At 71.9% G+C, this 17,688-nt stretch carries 18 protein-coding genes; 9 read left to right on the top strand and 9 right to left on the bottom strand.

Translation table 11 applies throughout. From position 1 onward, the window contains the following. Nucleotides 1-4: 4 nt before the first annotated feature. The gene (locus tag HC031_RS22195) at nucleotides 5-253 is read left to right on the top strand and encodes a hypothetical protein (protein ID WP_167927314.1); all 249 of its coding nucleotides are present in this window, start codon (nucleotides 5-7) and stop codon (nucleotides 251-253) included. 154 nt (nucleotides 254-407) lie between these two features. On the opposite strand, the gene HC031_RS22190 is transcribed toward HC031_RS22195, so the two are convergent. Beyond that, nucleotides 408-1,865 (bottom strand): M20/M25/M40 family metallo-hydrolase, encoded by a 1,458-nt coding sequence (locus HC031_RS22190; RefSeq protein WP_167927313.1) that lies wholly within the window; start codon nucleotides 1,863-1,865, stop codon nucleotides 408-410. A gap of 419 nt (nucleotides 1,866-2,284) precedes the next feature. Here HC031_RS22190 and HC031_RS22185 point away from each other — a divergent pair, with 419 nt between their 5' ends. After that, on the top strand, nucleotides 2,285-2,869 hold the full coding sequence (locus HC031_RS22185) for a TIGR03086 family metal-binding protein (RefSeq protein ID WP_167927312.1): 585 nt from the start codon (nucleotides 2,285-2,287) through the stop codon (nucleotides 2,867-2,869). Between the two features lie 52 nt (nucleotides 2,870-2,921). Here HC031_RS22185 and HC031_RS22180 read toward each other — a convergent pair whose 3' ends face one another. The 4 genes from HC031_RS22180 to HC031_RS22165 all read right to left on the bottom strand — a co-directional run bounded on the left by HC031_RS22180 (nucleotide 2,922) and on the right by HC031_RS22165 (nucleotide 5,241). Further along, nucleotides 2,922-3,305 (bottom strand): TraR/DksA family transcriptional regulator, encoded by a 384-nt coding sequence (locus tag HC031_RS22180; RefSeq protein ID WP_167927311.1) that lies wholly within the window; start codon nucleotides 3,303-3,305, stop codon nucleotides 2,922-2,924. Between the two features lie 61 nt (nucleotides 3,306-3,366). Next, nucleotides 3,367-3,765, bottom strand: a complete 399-nt coding sequence (locus HC031_RS22175) for a hypothetical protein (protein WP_167927310.1) — start codon at nucleotides 3,763-3,765, stop codon at nucleotides 3,367-3,369. Between the two features lie 81 nt (nucleotides 3,766-3,846). Next, complete coding sequence (locus tag HC031_RS34475) at nucleotides 3,847-4,644, bottom strand: DUF2267 domain-containing protein (RefSeq protein ID WP_167927309.1); 798 nt, start codon at nucleotides 4,642-4,644, stop codon at nucleotides 3,847-3,849. An 18-nt stretch (nucleotides 4,645-4,662) separates the two neighbouring features. Beyond that, nucleotides 4,663-5,241: a Dps family protein gene (locus HC031_RS22165; protein ID WP_167927308.1), complete on the bottom strand. Its 579-nt coding sequence runs from the start codon at nucleotides 5,239-5,241 to the stop codon at nucleotides 4,663-4,665. A 343-nt stretch (nucleotides 5,242-5,584) separates the two neighbouring features. Here HC031_RS22165 and HC031_RS22160 point away from each other — a divergent pair, with 343 nt between their 5' ends. Then, nucleotides 5,585-6,016: a DUF2267 domain-containing protein gene (locus tag HC031_RS22160; protein WP_167927307.1), complete on the top strand. Its 432-nt coding sequence runs from the start codon at nucleotides 5,585-5,587 to the stop codon at nucleotides 6,014-6,016. A 97-nt stretch (nucleotides 6,017-6,113) separates the two neighbouring features. Next, nucleotides 6,114-6,917: an enoyl-CoA hydratase/isomerase family protein gene (locus HC031_RS22155; protein ID WP_167927306.1), complete on the top strand. Its 804-nt coding sequence runs from the start codon at nucleotides 6,114-6,116 to the stop codon at nucleotides 6,915-6,917. A 25-nt stretch (nucleotides 6,918-6,942) separates the two neighbouring features. Here the strand turns inward: HC031_RS22155 and HC031_RS34860 are convergent, their stop codons facing one another. The 3 genes from HC031_RS34860 to HC031_RS22140 all read right to left on the bottom strand — a co-directional run bounded on the left by HC031_RS34860 (nucleotide 6,943) and on the right by HC031_RS22140 (nucleotide 10,394). Further along, nucleotides 6,943-8,469 (bottom strand): diguanylate cyclase domain-containing protein, encoded by a 1,527-nt coding sequence (locus HC031_RS34860; protein WP_167927305.1) that lies wholly within the window; start codon nucleotides 8,467-8,469, stop codon nucleotides 6,943-6,945. Between the two features lie 105 nt (nucleotides 8,470-8,574). Continuing rightward, on the bottom strand, nucleotides 8,575-9,291 hold the full coding sequence (locus HC031_RS22145; protein WP_167927379.1) for an ArsR/SmtB family transcription factor: 717 nt from the start codon (nucleotides 9,289-9,291) through the stop codon (nucleotides 8,575-8,577). 83 nt (nucleotides 9,292-9,374) lie between these two features. Beyond that, complete coding sequence (locus tag HC031_RS22140) at nucleotides 9,375-10,394, bottom strand: LacI family DNA-binding transcriptional regulator (protein ID WP_167927304.1); 1,020 nt, start codon at nucleotides 10,392-10,394, stop codon at nucleotides 9,375-9,377. Between the two features lie 448 nt (nucleotides 10,395-10,842). On the opposite strand from HC031_RS22140, the gene HC031_RS22135 reads away from it, so the two are divergent. The 5 genes from HC031_RS22135 (at nucleotide 10,843) to xylB (ending at nucleotide 16,913) form a co-directional block, all read left to right on the top strand. Further along, nucleotides 10,843-12,135, top strand: coding sequence for an ABC transporter substrate-binding protein (locus HC031_RS22135; RefSeq protein WP_167927303.1), 1,293 nt, complete (start codon nucleotides 10,843-10,845; stop codon nucleotides 12,133-12,135). 38 nt (nucleotides 12,136-12,173) lie between these two features. Continuing rightward, the gene (locus HC031_RS22130; RefSeq protein ID WP_205863075.1) at nucleotides 12,174-13,127 is read left to right on the top strand and encodes a carbohydrate ABC transporter permease; all 954 of its coding nucleotides are present in this window, start codon (nucleotides 12,174-12,176) and stop codon (nucleotides 13,125-13,127) included. A gap of 8 nt (nucleotides 13,128-13,135) precedes the next feature. After that, a complete protein-coding gene (locus tag HC031_RS22125; RefSeq protein ID WP_205863088.1) occupies nucleotides 13,136-13,984 on the top strand; it encodes a carbohydrate ABC transporter permease in 849 nt (282 codons plus the stop codon). Beyond that, complete coding sequence (locus tag HC031_RS22120; protein ID WP_338090773.1) at nucleotides 13,981-15,423, top strand: GH1 family beta-glucosidase; 1,443 nt, start codon at nucleotides 13,981-13,983, stop codon at nucleotides 15,421-15,423. Before HC031_RS22125 ends, HC031_RS22120 begins: the two co-directional genes overlap by 4 nt. A gap of 89 nt (nucleotides 15,424-15,512) precedes the next feature. Further along, nucleotides 15,513-16,913 carry a xylulokinase gene (gene xylB / locus HC031_RS22115; protein WP_167927300.1) on the top strand — a complete coding sequence of 467 codons (1,401 nt, stop codon included), beginning with the start codon at nucleotides 15,513-15,515 and terminating at the stop codon, nucleotides 16,911-16,913. Between the two features lie 121 nt (nucleotides 16,914-17,034). Here the strand turns inward: xylB and HC031_RS22110 are convergent, their stop codons facing one another. Further along, nucleotides 17,035-17,682 carry a 2'-5' RNA ligase family protein gene (locus tag HC031_RS22110; RefSeq protein WP_167927299.1) on the bottom strand — a complete coding sequence of 216 codons (648 nt, stop codon included), beginning with the start codon at nucleotides 17,680-17,682 and terminating at the stop codon, nucleotides 17,035-17,037. Between the last annotated feature and the right edge of the window lie 6 nt (nucleotides 17,683-17,688).

The following is a 17,688-nucleotide window of genomic DNA, read 5'->3' as shown; positions in this document are numbered from 1 at the left end:
GCTGATGGCCGCGAAGCTCGGGTCCGTCGCGCGGGCCGGGCAGGTGCGTGGTGGAGCGATCCCGGCAGATGCCACCCCGCCGGTTCAGCCACCGGCGCCCGACCGGCGCCGGTCCGCAGCAGTGATCTTCAACGGAAGCGCGGTGCCCCGCTCGGCCCGGCTGGCGGCGGGTGTGGACCCGTGGATCGAGCGCAACCGCCAGGTTCGCCGGCGCGACGCCGTGGCCGGAGGAGGGCGCGGCTACCTCTTGTAGGCCACCGTCGCTTTTGTGGGCCACCGTCGGCTGACCGGTGCCACGGCTGTCGCCGGGTGAGGTCAGCGTCCTTTGACGCACCAATTGGGGGGTGTGACCGGTTCGCGCCGGCCTTCGCCGGTCGGCGCGAGCCGGGGTGCCCCCGCTGACCGCCTCAGGTGGACGGCTGTGGCGCGGCGGCGGGGCTGCGGTGACCGGCGCGGTCGACCGCCCGTACGCCGAGGGCCACGTTGTCCTTCGACAGCCCGATCGTGGTCGAGGTGACATCCCCGACATCGATGACGTGGGTCCAGTCCGCGTCGGTCGTCTCGCGCCACACCACCTCGTAGCCGGCCAGGTCGGGCTCGGTGCCGCGGCGCCACCGCAGGGTGGTGTCGTCCGTCAGCGTCGACGTGACGATCTTCACGTCCTGCGGCGTGCCGGGCGCCTGGGCCAGCGACCACAGCGCCGCCGTGTTGACCCGCGCCACCCGCGTGATGTACGCGAAGTCGCAGAACTGCGGGAGATCGCCGAACTGGACCCCGTTCTCCACGCGGGTGTCCTGGTGTTGGTGGGCGAAGTTCTCCCGGGGCTCGGTGAAGCGCCCCGCCGGGTACCCCTGTTGGAGGAACGGGATGTGGTCGCTGCCGCGCAGATAGCGGTCGCGCCGCCAGATCACCCGTACGGTCATCCCGGTGTCGTCGTTACTTGCCACCTCGCGTACGAACCGGGCGAGCTGGCGGGACGGGCCGTCGTTCTCGCCTCCCACCGACTGGCGCAGGGCCGCCTCGGCGGGCGTCTCGGAGGTCGGCACGCCCTCGACGAACAGCCGTACCGTCTGCGGATCCGGCGGTGTGCCGTCGTGGGCGGTGCTGGCGCCGACGATGTCGTTGCTGAACATGCCCTGTACGTCGACGCCGGCGGCCTTGAGTTGCTTGGCCAGGAAGGTCGACCCGTACAGCCCCTGCTCCTCGCCGGCCACCGCGGCGAACACGATGGTCGCCTCGGTGCGGCGGGTGGCCATGACGCGGGCCATCTCCAGGACCGCCGCGACGCCGGAAGCGTCGTCGTCGGCGCCCGGCGCGTCGCTGGTGGCGTCCATGACGTCGGTGACGCGGGAGTCGTAGTGGCCGGTCACGACGTAGACCCGGTTGGGCGCGGTGTCGCCGCGCAGGGTGGCGACCACGTTGGTGATGCGCGTCGGCGTCGGGATCCGCGGCGCGGGCTCCTGGACGAACGACTGGAGCTCCACCGTCATCCGGCCACCGGATGCGGCGGCGTACTGCCGAAGCTGCGCGTAGATCCAGTCCCGGGCGGCGCCGATACCCCGCGCCGGATCATCCTGGCTGGACAGCGTGTGTCGGGTGCCGAACCCGACGAGCCGGTTGACCGTGGCAGCGATGCGGCCCTGGTCGAGCTCGCGCAGGAGGTCGCGCAGTTGCGCGTCCGGCGGCTGGGGGGTCACCGGCCGGCCGGGGCCCGCGGTGCCGGTGGGCGCGAGTCGGCCGGCGGCCACGGCGGGATGGCTGATGAGCGGCGCCGCCACGGCGGCCGCGGTCCCTGCCGAGGCGGTCAGGAAGGCCCGTCGGGTGGGGGTGTGTGGCCGGCGGGCTTCTGATTGATGAGTGTCCATGTCTGCATGGTTGTCCGTCGCCGCGTCCGTGTCCATGATCAGCGCCTGGGCCGTGGCGACGGCGGATCAGCCGCTGCCCACCTGTGCAATTGATCGACTCCGTGAGCGAGAGACGCGACCGGGGTGGTCGCGTAGAGTCAATCTGTCTTACGGGTGGCGCCCGCAGGGAAGTTGACTGCCCCGGCATGGCCGGGCCATTGACCGCGCCCGGGGCGACCGGGCCGTCCACCTCGCCCGGTGCCACCGGCGCTCCGGTCCATACGGGACGCGGCCGCCCGAAGGCGAGCACAAGGAGCCACCACCGCACGCGGGCCGTAATCGAGATGAGACGGCGCTCCCTTCCGGGCGCCTCCCGCTTCGACCTGTCACAACCTTGGCTGAAGCCGCCGAGGTGCCCATAGTTGCCCAGGAGGTTCGGTATGGACCTTGTCGACGTCTACAGACACAGCCTCACCGAGTTCATCGACCGGGTGCACCGGGTGCACCCCGAGCAGTGGCCGGAGGCGACGCCGTGCCAGGGGTGGGACGTGCGGGCGCTGGTCAACCACCTGGTCAGCCAGGACCGGTGGACCGTCGAGCTGCTGGGCGGCGCCACGATCGGCCAGGTGGGCGGACGTTTCGACGGCGACCTTCTCGGCACCGACCCGATCGGGGCCGTCACCGAGGCGGCCAAGCGGGCCGAGGAGGCCGTCGCCGAGCCCGGAGTCCTCGACCGCACCGTGCACCTTTCGTTCGGCGAGACGCCGGCTGAGGAGTACGTGCTCGAACTGCTCGCCGACCACCTCATCCACTCCTGGGACCTCGCCGCCGCGATCGGAGTCGACCGCCGGCTCGATCCGGAGCTCGTGCGGATCTGCGCCGAGTGGTTCACCGAGCGCGCCGAGGTGTACCGGCACGCCGGCCTGATCGGGCCGGTCGTCGAACTGCCGGCGCCGACGGGGGAGCAGGACCAGCTGCTCGCCGCGTTCGGTCGTGATCCGGCCTGGTCGTCCACGCCCATCTAACAGGCAGGGCCGCCCGGGTCCGGGCGGCCCTGCCATATCTCCGGCGGGGGGATTACCGGAAGTGTTCGGCCCGCTCCTGGCACCGCATGCACAGCGGCGCCTGCGGGATGGCCAGCAGCCGCTCGACCGGGATCGGCGCGGCGCAGCGCACGCAGGCGCCGTACGTGCCGCGGTCCATGCGGTCGAGCGCCGCTTCGATGTCGTCGAGCGCCTGCCGGGCGGCCGCCTCGACCGCGGCCGACACCTCGACCCGGGCGATGTCGGCGCCCAGGTCGAGCGAGTCGACCCGGCTGTCGCCGACGGACTGCTGCGCGGCGAGCTGGTCGAGCTGGTCGAGCCGGAAGCGTCGCTGCTCCTCGAGCATGGCCCGCAGCTCGGGCAGGTGGTTGACGACGTCGGCGTGCTGGCTGGGCCGGACGGTGGTGATGCTGGACATGACCGCCTCCATGACGGACGGGTGGTGCGGGGACAGCCCGGCTGGTGCGCCGGGCATCAGGTCAGTGGTCGCGCGTACGCGCGGCGCGGTGGTGTGCGGCGGTCCCGGGAGGCGCACGCCCGCGACGCGGAGGCCGCGCCGGCACGGTGACGGCGCGGCTGCGGCGAGGCCCGGCGACGGCCAGCAGCGCCAGCGCGCCGACCGCGAAGGACGCGGCCAGGGACGCGTCCGCCGGCCGCATCGGCACCCGCGCCGACTGCGACGCGGCCGGCACGCGCTGCGGCGCCAGGGCGACGGTGGTGGCCGCCGGCGGCACGCGGCGGATCGCGCGCAGGGCCGCGGAGCTCACCGCCGCGTGCTTTCCCGTGGGACGTGACGGCAGGGCCGTCGTCGACCACAGGGCCACCGCGGCCATCGCGGCGGCGAGGATGCCCGCCGCCGCGAGCCGCTTGCCGACCATGGCGATCATGATGCGGCCGAAGGCTGGGAGCTACCCGTAGTCGCCGCTGTGAACTTGCTGAGTGTCGGATGCCGCGCGGCGTCAGCCCTGCCGGGTGACCAGGTTCCAGTACTCGTTCGGCAACTGGTCGGTGACGTCGAAGAACTCGGCCCGCACCGTCTCCCGCAACGTGTTGAACACCGCCCTCGCGTACTCGCGGGCGGCCGGCGACGGCAGCGGCGCACCGGGTTCGGCGGGTATGCCGGCGCGCTCCGCGACCCGGTTGAGGAACTCGTCCACCGACATGCGGGCCGTCGTCTCGTCCGCCCGGGACGCCCCGCGTGTGAGCGACGGGTGCAGCGAGACCGGCAGCTGGGTCAGCAAGTCGTCGACCTCGCCTTCCCCGATGCGCTCGCCGAGCGTCTCCAGTACCGCGTCGGTGATCCGGCGGGCGAGGCCGGTGTCGACGCGGGCCCGCCGGGCGACGCCGGCCAGGAACGCGTCGACGGAGGCGGCCCCGCCGGCGCCCGTCCCCTTGGGCAGCAGCGGAACGTAGTCGTTGGACAGCCGGGCCACCAGATGGGCGTACCCGTCGTCGCTCAACGCCCGCCCGAGCGCCAGGAAGACCGTACGGACATGGAGCTCGGCCGCCGCCTCGTCGGTGTGCTCGCGCTCGGCGACCCGGCGCAGAAACTCGGTCACGTCGAACGACTGCGCGGCGCCCTGCGAGAAGAGCCATCCGCCGAGCTCCGGCGGCAGCTGCGGCACCAGATGGCGGCATTCGTCGCGGCCCAGGTGCTCACCCAGCGTCGCGAGCGTCGCCTGCGCCGCGCGTTCCGCGGTCTCCCGGTCGACGCCGGCCGCCTGCTCGACGAGGCTGATGAACCGGTCGTAGTCCACTGTGTACCACCCACCAGGTCAGGGCGCCTCCGCGTGGACCAACGGCGTGTCGACCAGGTGCTCGGCGAGAAACCACGCCTGCAGCTCCCCGGTGCGGATGACGCCGGAGACGAGCAGGTCGTTCGTCCCGTCGTCACCGAGCTCCGCGACGCGTGCGGCGGCGTCGTGCGACTCCTTGAGAATGATCTCGTGAGCCTCCAGGAGCCGGGACAGCATCGCAGGCACCTCCTCCGCCCCGTCCGGTGCGCGCGGCACCGCGGTGATTTCCGCGGCCTTGCGCGGATCGCCGACCGCGATCCCGCCGAGGGTCTGCACCCGTTCGGCCAGCGTGTCCACCAGTTCGCGCTGTTCGCCGGCGTGCTTGTCCAGCAGAAGATGCAGCTGGTAGAAGGTCACGCCACGCACCAGCCAATGGTGTTTCTTGTACAGCGCGTAGAGGATCTCGGTGTCCGCCAGGATCCGGTTCAGCCGCCCACAGGAGTACGTGCGCGTCTCGCTCGACAGCGCGACCGGGAACTCCCGCACGGTACCGAACGCCTGAACCTCCCGGCCGGGCTGGTGCAGCCAGGGCTGGCTCCGGATCTCGGTGGCTGTCATAGCGGCAGCACTGCCCCGATCCCCGCGTTCGTAACCTGGGCCGGGACGGGTGGGAAAGGGGGTGGGACACCCGTCGGCGGGGTGGGAACGGGTGATACCTCCCCACGCCGGTTGTCCCTCGCGACGCATGAAGCCCGGGCCGGCGGGTAGGCACGTAGCGTGCGAATACGGCAGTCCGGGCAGGTATGGCCACCCGGCTGCCTGGAGCGCACCGCCCCGTCGGTCCGGCAGGAGAACGCCGTCATCGACCGGCACGGCATCGGCGAGTACCGGAGGTGGCTGCTTCAGGACCGACGCCGACGAACCGCCGGTGCGCAAGGACAAGGAGAAAGGACGAGTCGAGATGGCCGGTACCACGGGATATCACTCGTTCGACACGACCGTTGACAAGACCAACCGCCTTCTCAAAGAGATCGAGCAGGAGTACGGGTGGCCCAAGGAACGCCGAAACCAGTCGTACGCGGCGCTGCGCGGTGTCCTGCACGCCCTGCGCGACCGCCTGACCGTCGAGGAGTCGGCGCAGCTGTCGGCACAGCTACCGATGCTGGTACGCGGCCTGTACTTCGAGGGCTGGTGCCCGGGCGAGGTGCCGATGAAGCTCAGCAGGGACGAGTTCCTGGATCGGGTACGGCGCGAGTTCCCGTACGAGGTGCGCGGCGGCACGCAGGACCTGGTCTCGGCGGTGCTGCGGGCGCTCAAGCTGTACGGCACCGAAGGTGAGTGGGAGGACGTCAAGGCCAGCATGCCGAAGGAGCTCGCCACGGTCGTACCGTGAACCCCTGACACCCGGCCGGCCGCGGCCCGCGCCGGGCTGGCGGCGGCGGACGCCGGGCCGGCCGGCGGATCTCGTACGCTGTCGCCGTGATCGCGACATGCTGACCGACGGCCGCGCCGAGATCGCCACGGACGTCGAAGGCCTGCGCCTGGCCGTGGGCTCCGACGGGGTGGCCGTGCTGCTGATCGACCGGCCCGCCAAACGCAACGCGCTGACCCTGGACATGTGGCGCGCGCTGCCCGGGCTGTTCGCCGAGCTGGCCGCCGACCCACGGGTACGCGTGCTGCTGCTGGCCGGGGCCGGCGGCACGTTCTCGGCCGGGGCCGACATCGGCGAGCTGCGCCACGTGTACGGAGATCCGCAAGCCGCCGACGCCTACCACGCGACCAACGTGGCGGCGGAGGAGGCGCTCGCCGCGTTTCCCCGGCCGACGATCGCGGTCATCGCCGGAGCCTGCGTGGGCGGCGGCTGCCAGCTGGCGGCCGCCTGCGACCTGCGCCTGGCCGAGTCGGGCGCCCGGCTGGGCATCACGCCGGCGAAGCTGGGCGTGGTGTACCCGGCGGTGCCGACCGCGCGGCTGGTACGGCTGGTCGGCCCGGCCCGAGCCAAGTATCTGCTGTTCACCGCCGACCTGGTCGACGCCGCGCAGGCCGCCGGCTTCGGCCTGGTCGACGAGGTGGTCCCGGCCGGGGAGCTGGAGCACCGGGCGCTCACGATGGCGCGGACCATCGCCGGGCGCTCGCCGCAGACCCTCGGCGCCGCCAAGGACGTCATCGACGCGGTCGCCGTCGGGGACGACCCGCAGCGGGCCGTCGAGCCGTGGGAGCGCGCTTCCCGGCACGCGCCGGACGTACGGGAGGGCCTCGCCGCGTTCCTGGAGCGCCGCGCGCCCGTGTTCTGACCGCGACCGGTGCGGTCGCGGTGATTCAGGCGACCGGTGCCGTCGCGATCTCGAACGTGCCCTTGCCGCGGCATTTCGCAGCGTACATCGCCGCGTCGGAGCGCTGGAGCAGCGCGCTGGCGTCGTCGCCCGCCCGGATCACCGCCACGCCCACGCTCGCGCCCACCCGGACCTCGGTCCCGGCGACCCGGCACGGGACGTCCAGCGCCCGTACGACGCGGTCGGCCATGGCGGAGAATCCGCCGGCCGGCACCTGCTCGAGCAGGATCGCGAACTCGTCGCCGCCGAGCCGGGCCACGACATCGGTCTCCGGTACGCAACCGTGCAGCCGGGCCGCGACCTCCGTCAGGACGGCGTCGCCGGCCGCATGCCCGAAGCGGTCGTTGACCGGTTTGAAGTCGTCGAGGTCCACGAGCAGAACCGCGGCGTCGCTGCCGTCCCGGCGGGCGCGCCGCACCGCCTCGTCGAGCCGGTCGAGGAACATGGCCCGGTTCGCCAGCCCGGTCAGGCTGTCGGAGAAGGCCAGCTCATGCAGCCGTGCCGCCAGAGCGTCGCGCTCGTGCAACAGCTGCGCATTGTCGGCGAACGCGGCGAGCTGGCGGGCCACCACCAGGCCGGTGCAGGTGATCGCGCCGACCAGCACGACCCATGCCCGCACGTCGAGCCCGTCGATGGCGAGGGTGGCGGTCAGGAGGACGTAGGTGGAGGCGATCGCCACGTACGGCGCGAGACTGTACGGTCGCTTGCGGGTTCTGCGCCGCATGCCGGGCCCGGAAACGTACCGCTTGTACTGCGCCCACGCCACCAGCAGCAGCAGCACGTGGACGATGAACGTCGACGTTAGGATCCACGACGCCCGGTCGGCCCGGGCCATCGCGGGCCCGAGCACCCGGGAGGCGCCCTCCGTGGCAGCCGCGATCGGGCTCACCACCCCGACATGCCAGTTGAACGGCGACGCGCCGCTCATGAACAGCCGGCCGAGCGCGAACGCGATCAGCATGGTGGTGAGCGGGCCCAGCGCCCGAACACCGAGCTCCCGGGCGAGGGTGCCCCGGCTGAGCTGGATGCCGGAGACGGTCCAGTAAAGGCCGTAGGCGCCGGCCGCGACGATCAGCGTTGCGAGGTCCAGCCAGTAGCAGACCCGTTCGCGGGCCGACCGGTGCGGGATCGGGTACGTGAGCACCACCGCGCTCAGCACGACGCAGCCGATGCCGAGCGTGGCGGTTCGGACGATCCCGGTGCCGGTCTGCGCGGCGATCGAACGGGGGTTGATCACGGAGCTGTACAGCTGGGCCCATTCGCCGGAGGCCCACACGACTCCGCAGATACCGAACGTCGTCCAGAACCGCCGCTGCGGGTCGGTAGGTTCCATCAGCCGGCTCGCCCGGTAGGCGTACCAGGCCATCGTCGAGGCGCACAGCGCGACGGCGAGCCAGCAGCTGAGCACCCGGAAGGTGAGGCCGCCGAGGTCGAGCAGGTACATGCCGACCAGGACCGCCGCCGTCCCGGTGACGCACGGCAGGAAGGGGTCACGTACCCCGATCCTGTTCATACGCCCCCCGGGGCTCCATGCGCAGGGCGCGCCGACGCAGACATTGACAATCTAGGCGTGTCATCGGCCGACGTCACGGAGTACTGAGAGGTTCCGCCTCGCTGGTCAGGCCCGGCCGCCCCGGCCGGCGGACCGGGTGGGCGGGGTCAGGTCGGCCACCGGAACGCCGAGGACGTCGTGCAGCGCAGCGCGGCCGGACTCGGTGACGCGCACGGCCCGCCGCTGGCCGCCGGCGCGGGTGACCCAGCCACGGTCGAAGAAGTGCCGGCACAGGGCCGCCCCGGCGGCGCCGGCCAGGTGCGGTCGGCGCTCGGTCCAGTCCAGGCAGTGGCGTACCAGCGGGCGCCGCGGCGAGCGCAGCGCCGCCACGTCGATGCCCAGGTCGGCAAACCAGCGCAGGCCGTGGTCGCTCAAGCCCCACCCGGCCTCCAGCAGCCCCTGGTCGGTCATCGCGTCGACCAGGAGCACGCCCAGCCGACCGGCGAGGTGGTCGTAGCAGGTGCGCGCCCAGGCGAGCGCCGCCGTGGCGTTCGCCGTACGCAGTGAGTTCGGCCGGACCGGCACGCGGGGGGAGTACGCGGCGAGGTCTTCGATCAGCTCGGCCACGCCCGGGTCGGCCAGCCGCACGTAGCGGTGCCGACCCTGGCGCTCCTCCGCGAGCAGCCCGCCGCCGACCAGGTGGGTCAGGTGCGCGCTCGCGGTCGACGGGGCGACGCCGGCCAGCCGCGCCAGCTCGCCGGCGGTCCACGCCCGGCCGTCGAGGAGGGCCAGGCAGAACGTCGCGCGGGTGCCGTCGGCCAGCAGGCCGGCCAGCTGCGCCATCGACCGCGCGTCGGCGCTCGTCTCGTTGCTCACGGGTGCCACGGTACGGTCCCGACCGTGCGGTCACGGACGAAACGTGCCGGTCACGCGGATTCGCGTACGACCAGTTCGGTGGGGAGCACGGTGGCGGGGTCGACGCCGCCACCGTCGACGATCCGCAGCAGGAGGCGGGCCATCGTACGGCCGAGGTCGATGATCGGTTGGCGGACGGTGGTCAGCGGCGGTTCGGTGTAGCGGGCTATCTCGTTGTCGTCGAAGCCGATCACGGCTACGTCGTCGGGCACCCGCCGGCCGGCCTGGCGCAGCGCGCGCAGGGCGCCGGCGGCCATGAGGTCGGAGGCGGCGAACACCGCGTCCAGCTCCGGGTCGTCGGCGAGCAGTTGCCGCATGGCGGCGATGCCCGATTCCCGGGTGAAGTCGCCCGTGGCGATGATCGAGCGCCGGTCGGAGTCGTTCAGCTCGGCGCGGTACCCGTTGAGGCGGTCGATCCCGGCGACCATGTCCTGCGGGCCGGCGATGGTGGCGATCCGGCGGCGGCCGGTGTCGAGCAGATGCCGTACCGCGAGCCGGGCGCCGTCTTCGTTGTCCACGTCGACGTACGGCACGGTCGGCCGGCCCAGCGGTCGGCCGTTGACGACGACCGGGATGTTCCGGCGCGCGAGCGTGCCGGGCAGCGGATCGGCGCCGTGCAGCGAGGCCACCATGACGCCGTCGACGTGCCCACCGAGCGTGTACTGCTCGACGCGCTCGTGGCTGGCGCCTGAGTTGACCATCATGAGCACCAGTTGCTTGCCGGCGGCGTCGAGCACCTGGCTGGCGCCCTGCACGATGCTGGGGAAGAACGGGTCGTCGGAGAAGACCCGGCCGGCGGACTCGGTCAGGACGAGGGCGAACGAGTCGGTGCGCTGGGTGACCAGGCTGCGGGCGGCCTGGTTGGGGACGTACCCGAGATCGGTGATCGCGCGCAGCACCGCTTCCCGGATGTGCGGCGCGACGGTCGGCGAGCCGTTGACGACCCGGGAGGCCGTCGCACGTGACACCCCGGCCCGCGCGGCGACGCTCTCCAAGGTTGGCCGCTCGCGGCCGGGCGCACCAGGGCCCATGCTGTCCTCCCGCTCGTCCGGGCGCGGTCCGCCCGACACCTTCTGACCCCATCGTGCCGTGCGGCGCGCGATCCGGCCGGGCGGCGGACGGGCCCGCTCAGTGTACTGATCTAGAAAGCGCTCTCCGCGCCGGTCGCGCGATCCGGGACCGGCGCGTCGCCGTGCCCGCGCCGGGGTGGCGGCGCCCGGCCCACCTGCGGGAACGCTCTCTCGGGGGCGACCTAGCCGCTCACCCGGTCCGGGTATCGGGCTCGATTCCGCTGCGTTTTCCCCGGTGATATTGACATCCGTAGGTTTCAGATGCACGCTCTACGCCACATGAGAGAGCGCTCTCTCATTCCGTGATTCCCGCCGGTCCGGCGGGGTGCGCCCGTCCCGCCGTCGGCGAGCGCGTCGTCCCCGTGGCGAGCGCGCCCACCGCAGGCGCGAACAGAACCGAGGAGTCTTCATGCGCGTCGCGATGACCCGGCGACCGGCCCTGCTGTTCGGGGTCGGCGCCATGCTGGTGGGCTCACTGCTCGCCGGCTGTGGCAGCAGCTCGGACGGACCGGCCGGCGACAACGGCCCGGTCACCCTGACCGTCAACCTGTTCGGCGACTTCGGCTACCAGGACCTGTACGCCAGGTACAAGGAGAGCCACCCGAACATCACGGTCAAGCAGAACGTGACCGACTACGGCGCCCACCACAAGAACCTGCAGGCCCACCTGCTCAGCGGCGCCGGCACCGCCGACATCGAAGCCATCGAGATCGGGCAGATCGCCGGGTTCCGGCCGCAGGCCGCGAAGTTCGTGGACTTCCTCGGCCAGGGCGTCCGCAAGGACCAGTGGGTCGATTCCAAGTGGCAGCCGGCGACCAGTCAGGACGGCAAGGCGCTCTTCGGCCTCGGCACCGACGTGGGCGGGCTCGCCCTGTGCTACCGCTCCGACCTGCTCAAGGCCGCCGGCCTGCCCAGCGATCGGGACGCGGTGTCCGCGCTGTTCACCGACTGGAACTCGTACGTGGAGGTCGGCAAGCAGTTCCAGGCCAAGAGCCCGGACAAGAACGTGAAATGGTTCGACGCCGGCAGCAACCTCTACAACGCGATCATCGGCCAGTCCACCCGGAACGCCTACGACGCCTCCGGCAAGGTCATCGTCGAGACCAACCCGGCGGTCAAGCAGGCGTGGGACACCACGGTCGCCGCGATCCAGGCCGGCGAGTCGGCCGGGCTCGCCGCGTTCAGCCCGCAGTGGAACACCGGTTTCGCCAAGGGGCAGTTCGCCACCGTCACCTGCCCGTCCTGGATGATGGCCTACATCAAGGACAACGCTCCGGACACCGCGGGCAAGTGGGACATCGCCCGGATCCCCGGCACCGGTGGCGGCAACTGGGGCGGCTCCTACCTCACGGTGCCCAGGGCCAGCCGCCACCAGAAGGAAGCCATCGAGCTCGCGAAGTGGCTGACCGCCCCCGAGCAGGAGAAGTGGCTGTTCACCAACAAGGGCAACTTCCCGTCCGACCAGGCGCTGTGGAGCCAGCCGGAGGTCGCCGGATACGACAACCCCTTCTTCAACAACGCGCCCGCCGGAAAGATCTTCTCGGAGTCGGTGAAGAGCCTGAAGCCGCAGATCCTCGGCCCGCACCAGGGCGACATCGGCAACGCCATCGGCAACGCCCTCACCACCGTCGAGCAGGGCACCGCCACCCCTGACGCGGCCTGGAAGAAGGCCGTCGCCGACGTCCGGAACATCGTCTCCTGACCGGCGACCCGACCCAGGACGGACCCGCCATGGCCGTGATGACCAGACCCCGCCCCGCCGCCGCGCACGCCGCCCTACCGGTCCGGCGGTACCGGCTCGACACCAAGGGCGCGCCGTACGCGTTCGTGGCGCCGTTCTTCGTCGTGTTCGGGGTGTTCGGGCTGTTCCCGCTCGTGTACACCGGCTACGTCTCGCTCACCGGCTGGCGGGCCGACACACCCGGCAGCGAAAGCGCGTTCGTGGGCTGGCGCAACTACGTCGCCCTCTGGCACGACCCCTTCTTCTGGAACGCCGTCAAGAACACGATCGGCATCGGGCTCATCTCGACCGTGCCGCAGCTTCTGCTGGCGCTCGGAGTCGCGCACCTGCTCAACTACAAGCTCCGCGGCCGCACGCTCATCCGGATGGGCGTGCTGCTGCCCAACGTCACGTCGGTCGCCGCCGTCACCATCATCTTCGTCCAGCTGTTCGGGCGCGACTACGGCATGGTCAACTGGCTGCTCGGCCTCGTCGGGGTCGACCACGTCGACTGGCAGGCCGGCACCTGGACGTCCTGGATCGCCATCTCGGTGATCGTCACCTGGCGCTGGACCGGCTACAACGCGCTCATCTACCTGGCCGGCATGCAGGCGATCCCGTTCGAGCTGTACGAGTCGGCCGCGCTCGACGGCGCGAGCCGGTGGAGACAGTTCCGGACGATCACCGTACCCATGCTGCGCCCGACGATCCTGTTCACCGTCATCGTGTCGACGATCGGCTCGCTGCAACTGTTCGGCGAGCCACTGCTGTTCAACACCAGTCAGACGCCGACAACCGGAGGCTCCCAACACCAGTTCCAGACGCTCGCCCTCTACACCTACGACCAGTTCTGGCAGAAGTTCAAGTACGGGTACGGCGCCGCGATCTCGTGGGCGATGTTCGGCATCATCGCCCTGTTCGTCGCGGTCAACCTGGTCGCCGCCCGCCGGATGCGAGGGGTTGACGCATCATGACGGTGTTGATGACGCCCCGGCGCCGTGGCCGCAACAGCCAGCTGTCCGCCGGCTGGGGAACCTACGCCGTGCTCGGCGTGGTCCTGCTGTTGTCGATGTTTCCGCTGTACTGGACGCTCGTCGCCGCGTCCCACGACACCGGCGACATCAGCCGGACGCCGCCCGTGCTGGTCCCCGGCAGCCGGCTGCTGGACAATCTGCGGGCGGTGTTCACCCGCACCGACATGCGGCTCGCCCTGACCAACTCGCTCGTCGTGTCCACCCTGGTGACGATCTCGGTCGTGTTCACCTCGACGCTCGCCGGGTTCGCCTTCGCGAAGCTGCGTTTCCGCGGCAAGGGTGCCCTGCTCGGCGTCGTCGTGGCCACGATGATGGTGCCGCCGCAGCTGGGCATCATCCCGCTGTACATCATGATGGCCAACTGGCTGCACTGGGCCGGGCACCTCCAGGCGCTCGTCGCGCCGGCGGCGGTCAGCGCCTTCGGCGTGTTCTTCATGCGCCAGTACCTGGCCACCGCCCTGCCGACCGAACTGCTGGAGGCCGGCCGGCTCGACGGCTGCTCCACCTGGCGGCTGTACTGGCACGTCGTGCTGCCGGTCGCCCGGCCGGCAGCCGCCGTACTGGGCATGCTGACCTTCATGGCCACCTGGAACGACTTCTTCTGGCCGCTGGTGGCGATGACCCAGCAGAATCCCACGGTTCAGGTGGCGTTGTCGGCGCTCCAGGGTGGGTACGTTCGGGATTATTCGCTGGTGCTCTGCGGGGCTCTCGTCTCGACGCTGCCGATCCTGGTGGTCTTCGCGCTGATGGGCCGGCAGATCCTTGGAGGAATCATGCAGGGGGCGGTGAAAGGGTGACTTCCTCGTTGAAGACGGAGGCGGCCACCGAGGGCAGGCTGCGGTTCCCACCGGAGTTCATGTGGGGAGCGGCGACCGCGGCGTACCAGATCGAGGGCGCCGCGACCGAGGGCGGGCGTACCCCGTCCATCTGGGACACCTTCTCGGCCACCCCCGGCAAGGTGCTGCACGGCGACACCGGCGCGGTGGCCGCCGACCACTACCACCGCGTCGTCGAGGACGTGGCGATCATGCGGGAGCTGGGGCTCTCCGCGTACCGGTTCTCGGTGAGCTGGCCGCGGGTACGGCCGGCCGGCAGCGGTCCGGTCAACCCCACCGGCATGGCGTTCTACGAACGGCTCGTCGACGACCTGCTCGCCTCGCAGATCCGGCCGGTGCTCACGCTGTACCACTGGGACCTGCCGCAGGAACTCGAGGACGCCGGTGGCTGGACCAACCGGGACACCGCGTACCGGTTCGCCGAGTACGCGAGCCTGGTCGCCGACCGGCTCGGTGACCGGGTCGGCGTGTGGGCCACGCTCAACGAGCCGTGGTGCTCGGCGATGCTGGGGCACGGCTCGGGCGAGCACGCCCCCGGCCGTACCGATCCGGTCGCGGCCCTGACCGCGACGCACCACCTGCTGCTGGCGCACGGTCTCGGCGTACAGGCCCTGCGCGCCTCGCGCCTCGCCGCCGACGCCCAGGTCGGGTTCGTGATCAATCCGACCACGGTACGGCCGGCCAGCGCCGCGGCCGACGACGTCGACGCCGCCCGGCGCATCGACGGCCTGATGAACCGGATCTGGCTCGACCCGGTGCTGCGCGGGCAGTACCCGGCGGACGTGCAGGCCGACACCTCCCACCTGACCGGCTGGGACTTCGTGCGCGACGGTGACCTCGACACCATCGCCAGGCCGATCGACCTGCTGGGCGTCAACTACTACCAGCCGATGCTCGTCGGCGCCGGCGAGCCGCCCGGGCCGGTGCCGGTCGGTTCGCCGGACGCGGTCCCCGCGCCGTCGGCCTGGCCGGGCAGCGAGCACGTCCGGTTCCTCCAGCCGCCGGGCCCGCTCACCGACATGGGCTGGTCGGTCGACCCCACCGGGCTGCGCGAGCTGCTCAGCCGGATCCACCGCGACTACGGCGACGTGCCGCTGGTCATCACCGAGAACGGCGCGGCCTACCCGGACGAGCCGAACCCGGCCGGGCAGGTGCACGACCCGGAGCGGGTGGAGTACCTGCGCGGGCACCTGGCCGCGGCGCACGAGGCGCTGCGCGAAGGCGTGGACCTGCGGGGGTACTTCGTCTGGTCGCTGCTGGACAACTTCGAGTGGGCGTGGGGCTACTCGAAGCGGTTCGGTATCGTGCACGTCGACTACGCCACGCAGCGGCGCACCCTCAAGGACAGCGCGCGCTGGTACCGCGACGTGATCGCGGGTGGTGGGGTACCCGTGGGCTGAGCGCTTCGCGGATCTTGGGGATTTTGACACCGTATTCGATGTCAAACTCCCCAAGATTTCGTGAGCGGACCGGGCACTAGCCTGTCGGCATGACGAAGGTCGCCGGGATCGACTCCTCCACCCAGTCGACGAAGATCGTGGTCTGCGACGCCGAGACGGGCACGGTGCTCGCCGAGGCCAGCGCCGCGCATCCGGACGGCACCGAGGTCCACCCGTCCGCCTGGTGGTCCGCGCTCGAAGCGGCGTCCGCCGGCGGCCTGCTCGACGGCGTCACGGCGATCGGCGTCGGCGCCCAGCAGCACGGGCTCGTCGCCGTGGACGAGACCGGCGAGGTCGTCCGGCCGGCCCTGCTGTGGAACGACACCCGGTCGGCCGTGGCCGCCGAGGATCTCGTCCGCGACCTCGGCGGGCCGGCCGCCTGGGCGGACGCCGTCGGCTCGGTGCCGGTCGCGAGCTTCACCGTCACCAAGCTGCGCTGGCTCGCCGAGCACGAACCGCACCACGCGCAGCGGGTCAGCGACGTCATGCTGCCCCACGACTGGCTGACCTGGCAGTTGCTCGGTCGTGAAGGGTCACCCGTGACCGACCGGGGCGACGCCTCCGGCACCGGCTACTGGTCGCCGGCCACCGGCGAGTACCGCTCGGACATCGTGGAACGTGCGTTCGGCCGGGGGCCCCGGCTGCCCCGGGTGCTCCCGCCCTGGGAGGCGGCCGGCGAGACCCGCTCCGGGGTGCTCGTGTCGGCCGGTACCGGCGACAACATGGCCGCGGCGCTCGGCCTCGACGCCCGGGCCGGGGATGTGGTGGTATCGCTGGGTACGAGCGGCACGGTGTTCGCCGTGCACTCGCATCCCGTCGCCGACCCGTCCGGCACCGTCGCCGGGTTCGCCGACGCCACCGGCCGGTACCTGCCGCTCGTGTGCACGCTCAACGCCGCCCGCGTGCTCGGCGCCGCGGCGCGGCTGCTCGGCACCGACCTGGCCGGCCTCGACCGGCTCGCCCTCGACGCGCCGCCCGGCGCCGAGGGCCTGGTGCTGCTGCCGTACCTGGAGGGGGAGCGCACCCCCAACCTGCCCGACGCCACCGGTACCCTCGCCGGGCTGCGCCGCACCAACATGACGCCGGAGAACCTCGCGCGCGCCGCCGTCGAGGGCATGCTCTGTGGGCTGGCCGACGGGCTGGCCGCGCTCCAGGACCTCGGGGTGCGGGCGCGGCGCATCCTGCTCATCGGCGGCGCCGCGCGCTCGCGGGCGGTACGTGCGATCGCCCCGACCGTGCTGGGCGCGCCGGTCGTCGTACCCGAGCCCGGCGAGTACGTCGCGCTGGGCGCGGCCAGGCAGGCGGCCTGGGCCCTCGCCGGGGCCGCCGAGCCCCCGCACTGGGACGCCTCCCGGGAGGGTACCGAGGTCGGGGAGAGCGGTGATGCGGAGGCGGGGGAGCGGATCCGTGGGGCGTACGCCGCCGCGAGGGTCGCGATGTACGGCCGCTGATCGAAGCTCCATGCCCGGAGACGGCGGCGGAAGGCGCCTCTCCCGAGCTGAAGCCGGCACCGGAGGCATCTGGTCTTCAATCGCCTCGGTGCTTGGTGCGGCAGTCCAATCTCGAAATCGCTTAGCTGAGGGGGAGTCGGGCGAGAACCGTCCACTCGTACATATACCGGTCGCGGTGCATCTCGATCAGGTCGATATGGCTGATTCGGACACGCGCAGGCTCAAGTTTGGCGGCTTGGAGCGCCTCGACGTACGGCGCTGCCGGGCCGTCGGCGGTGAGGTAGGCGACGCTGACGTGCGGCCGGAACCGGTCCGCGTTCTCGGGGACCTGGTCCTCACCGAAAACCCTGCCGATCGCACCGCGGACGGCGGCGCGCAGGTGACGGACCGGCGCGGCCGGCTCGGCGGGCATGACGATGGCCTCGTCGGTGACGATGACCTCGCCGAATTCGACCTCGAACTCCGGAACGTCTGCGAGGATGTCGCGTGCTTCGTCGACGATCGCCGTAACAGTCGCATCGCTGACCTGGTCTGTGAAGCCGATGCCCTGCATGGTCAGGTGTAGCCACTGGTCGGGGATCAGCGTTAGCGCTGGCATGGCGGCCAGGCCGACCCGGTAGTTGTCGGCGAGCCGGTACAGGTCGGGTTGTTCTTCGAAGGTGACGTGGAAGGCGTAGAAGCGGCGACCGATGCGCCAGCCGGGCCGCCACCACCAGTGGTCACGTACCCGGCTGGCGTGTTGTCCGGGTGCCAGGTCGACGAGTGACATTGTCGG

Source organism: Planosporangium thailandense (assembly GCF_011947195.1).
Taxonomy (GTDB): domain Bacteria; phylum Actinomycetota; class Actinomycetes; order Mycobacteriales; family Micromonosporaceae; genus Planosporangium; species Planosporangium thailandense.
The sequence above is the reverse complement of the archived record's forward strand: the minus strand, read 5'-3'. Positions and strand labels throughout refer to the sequence as shown.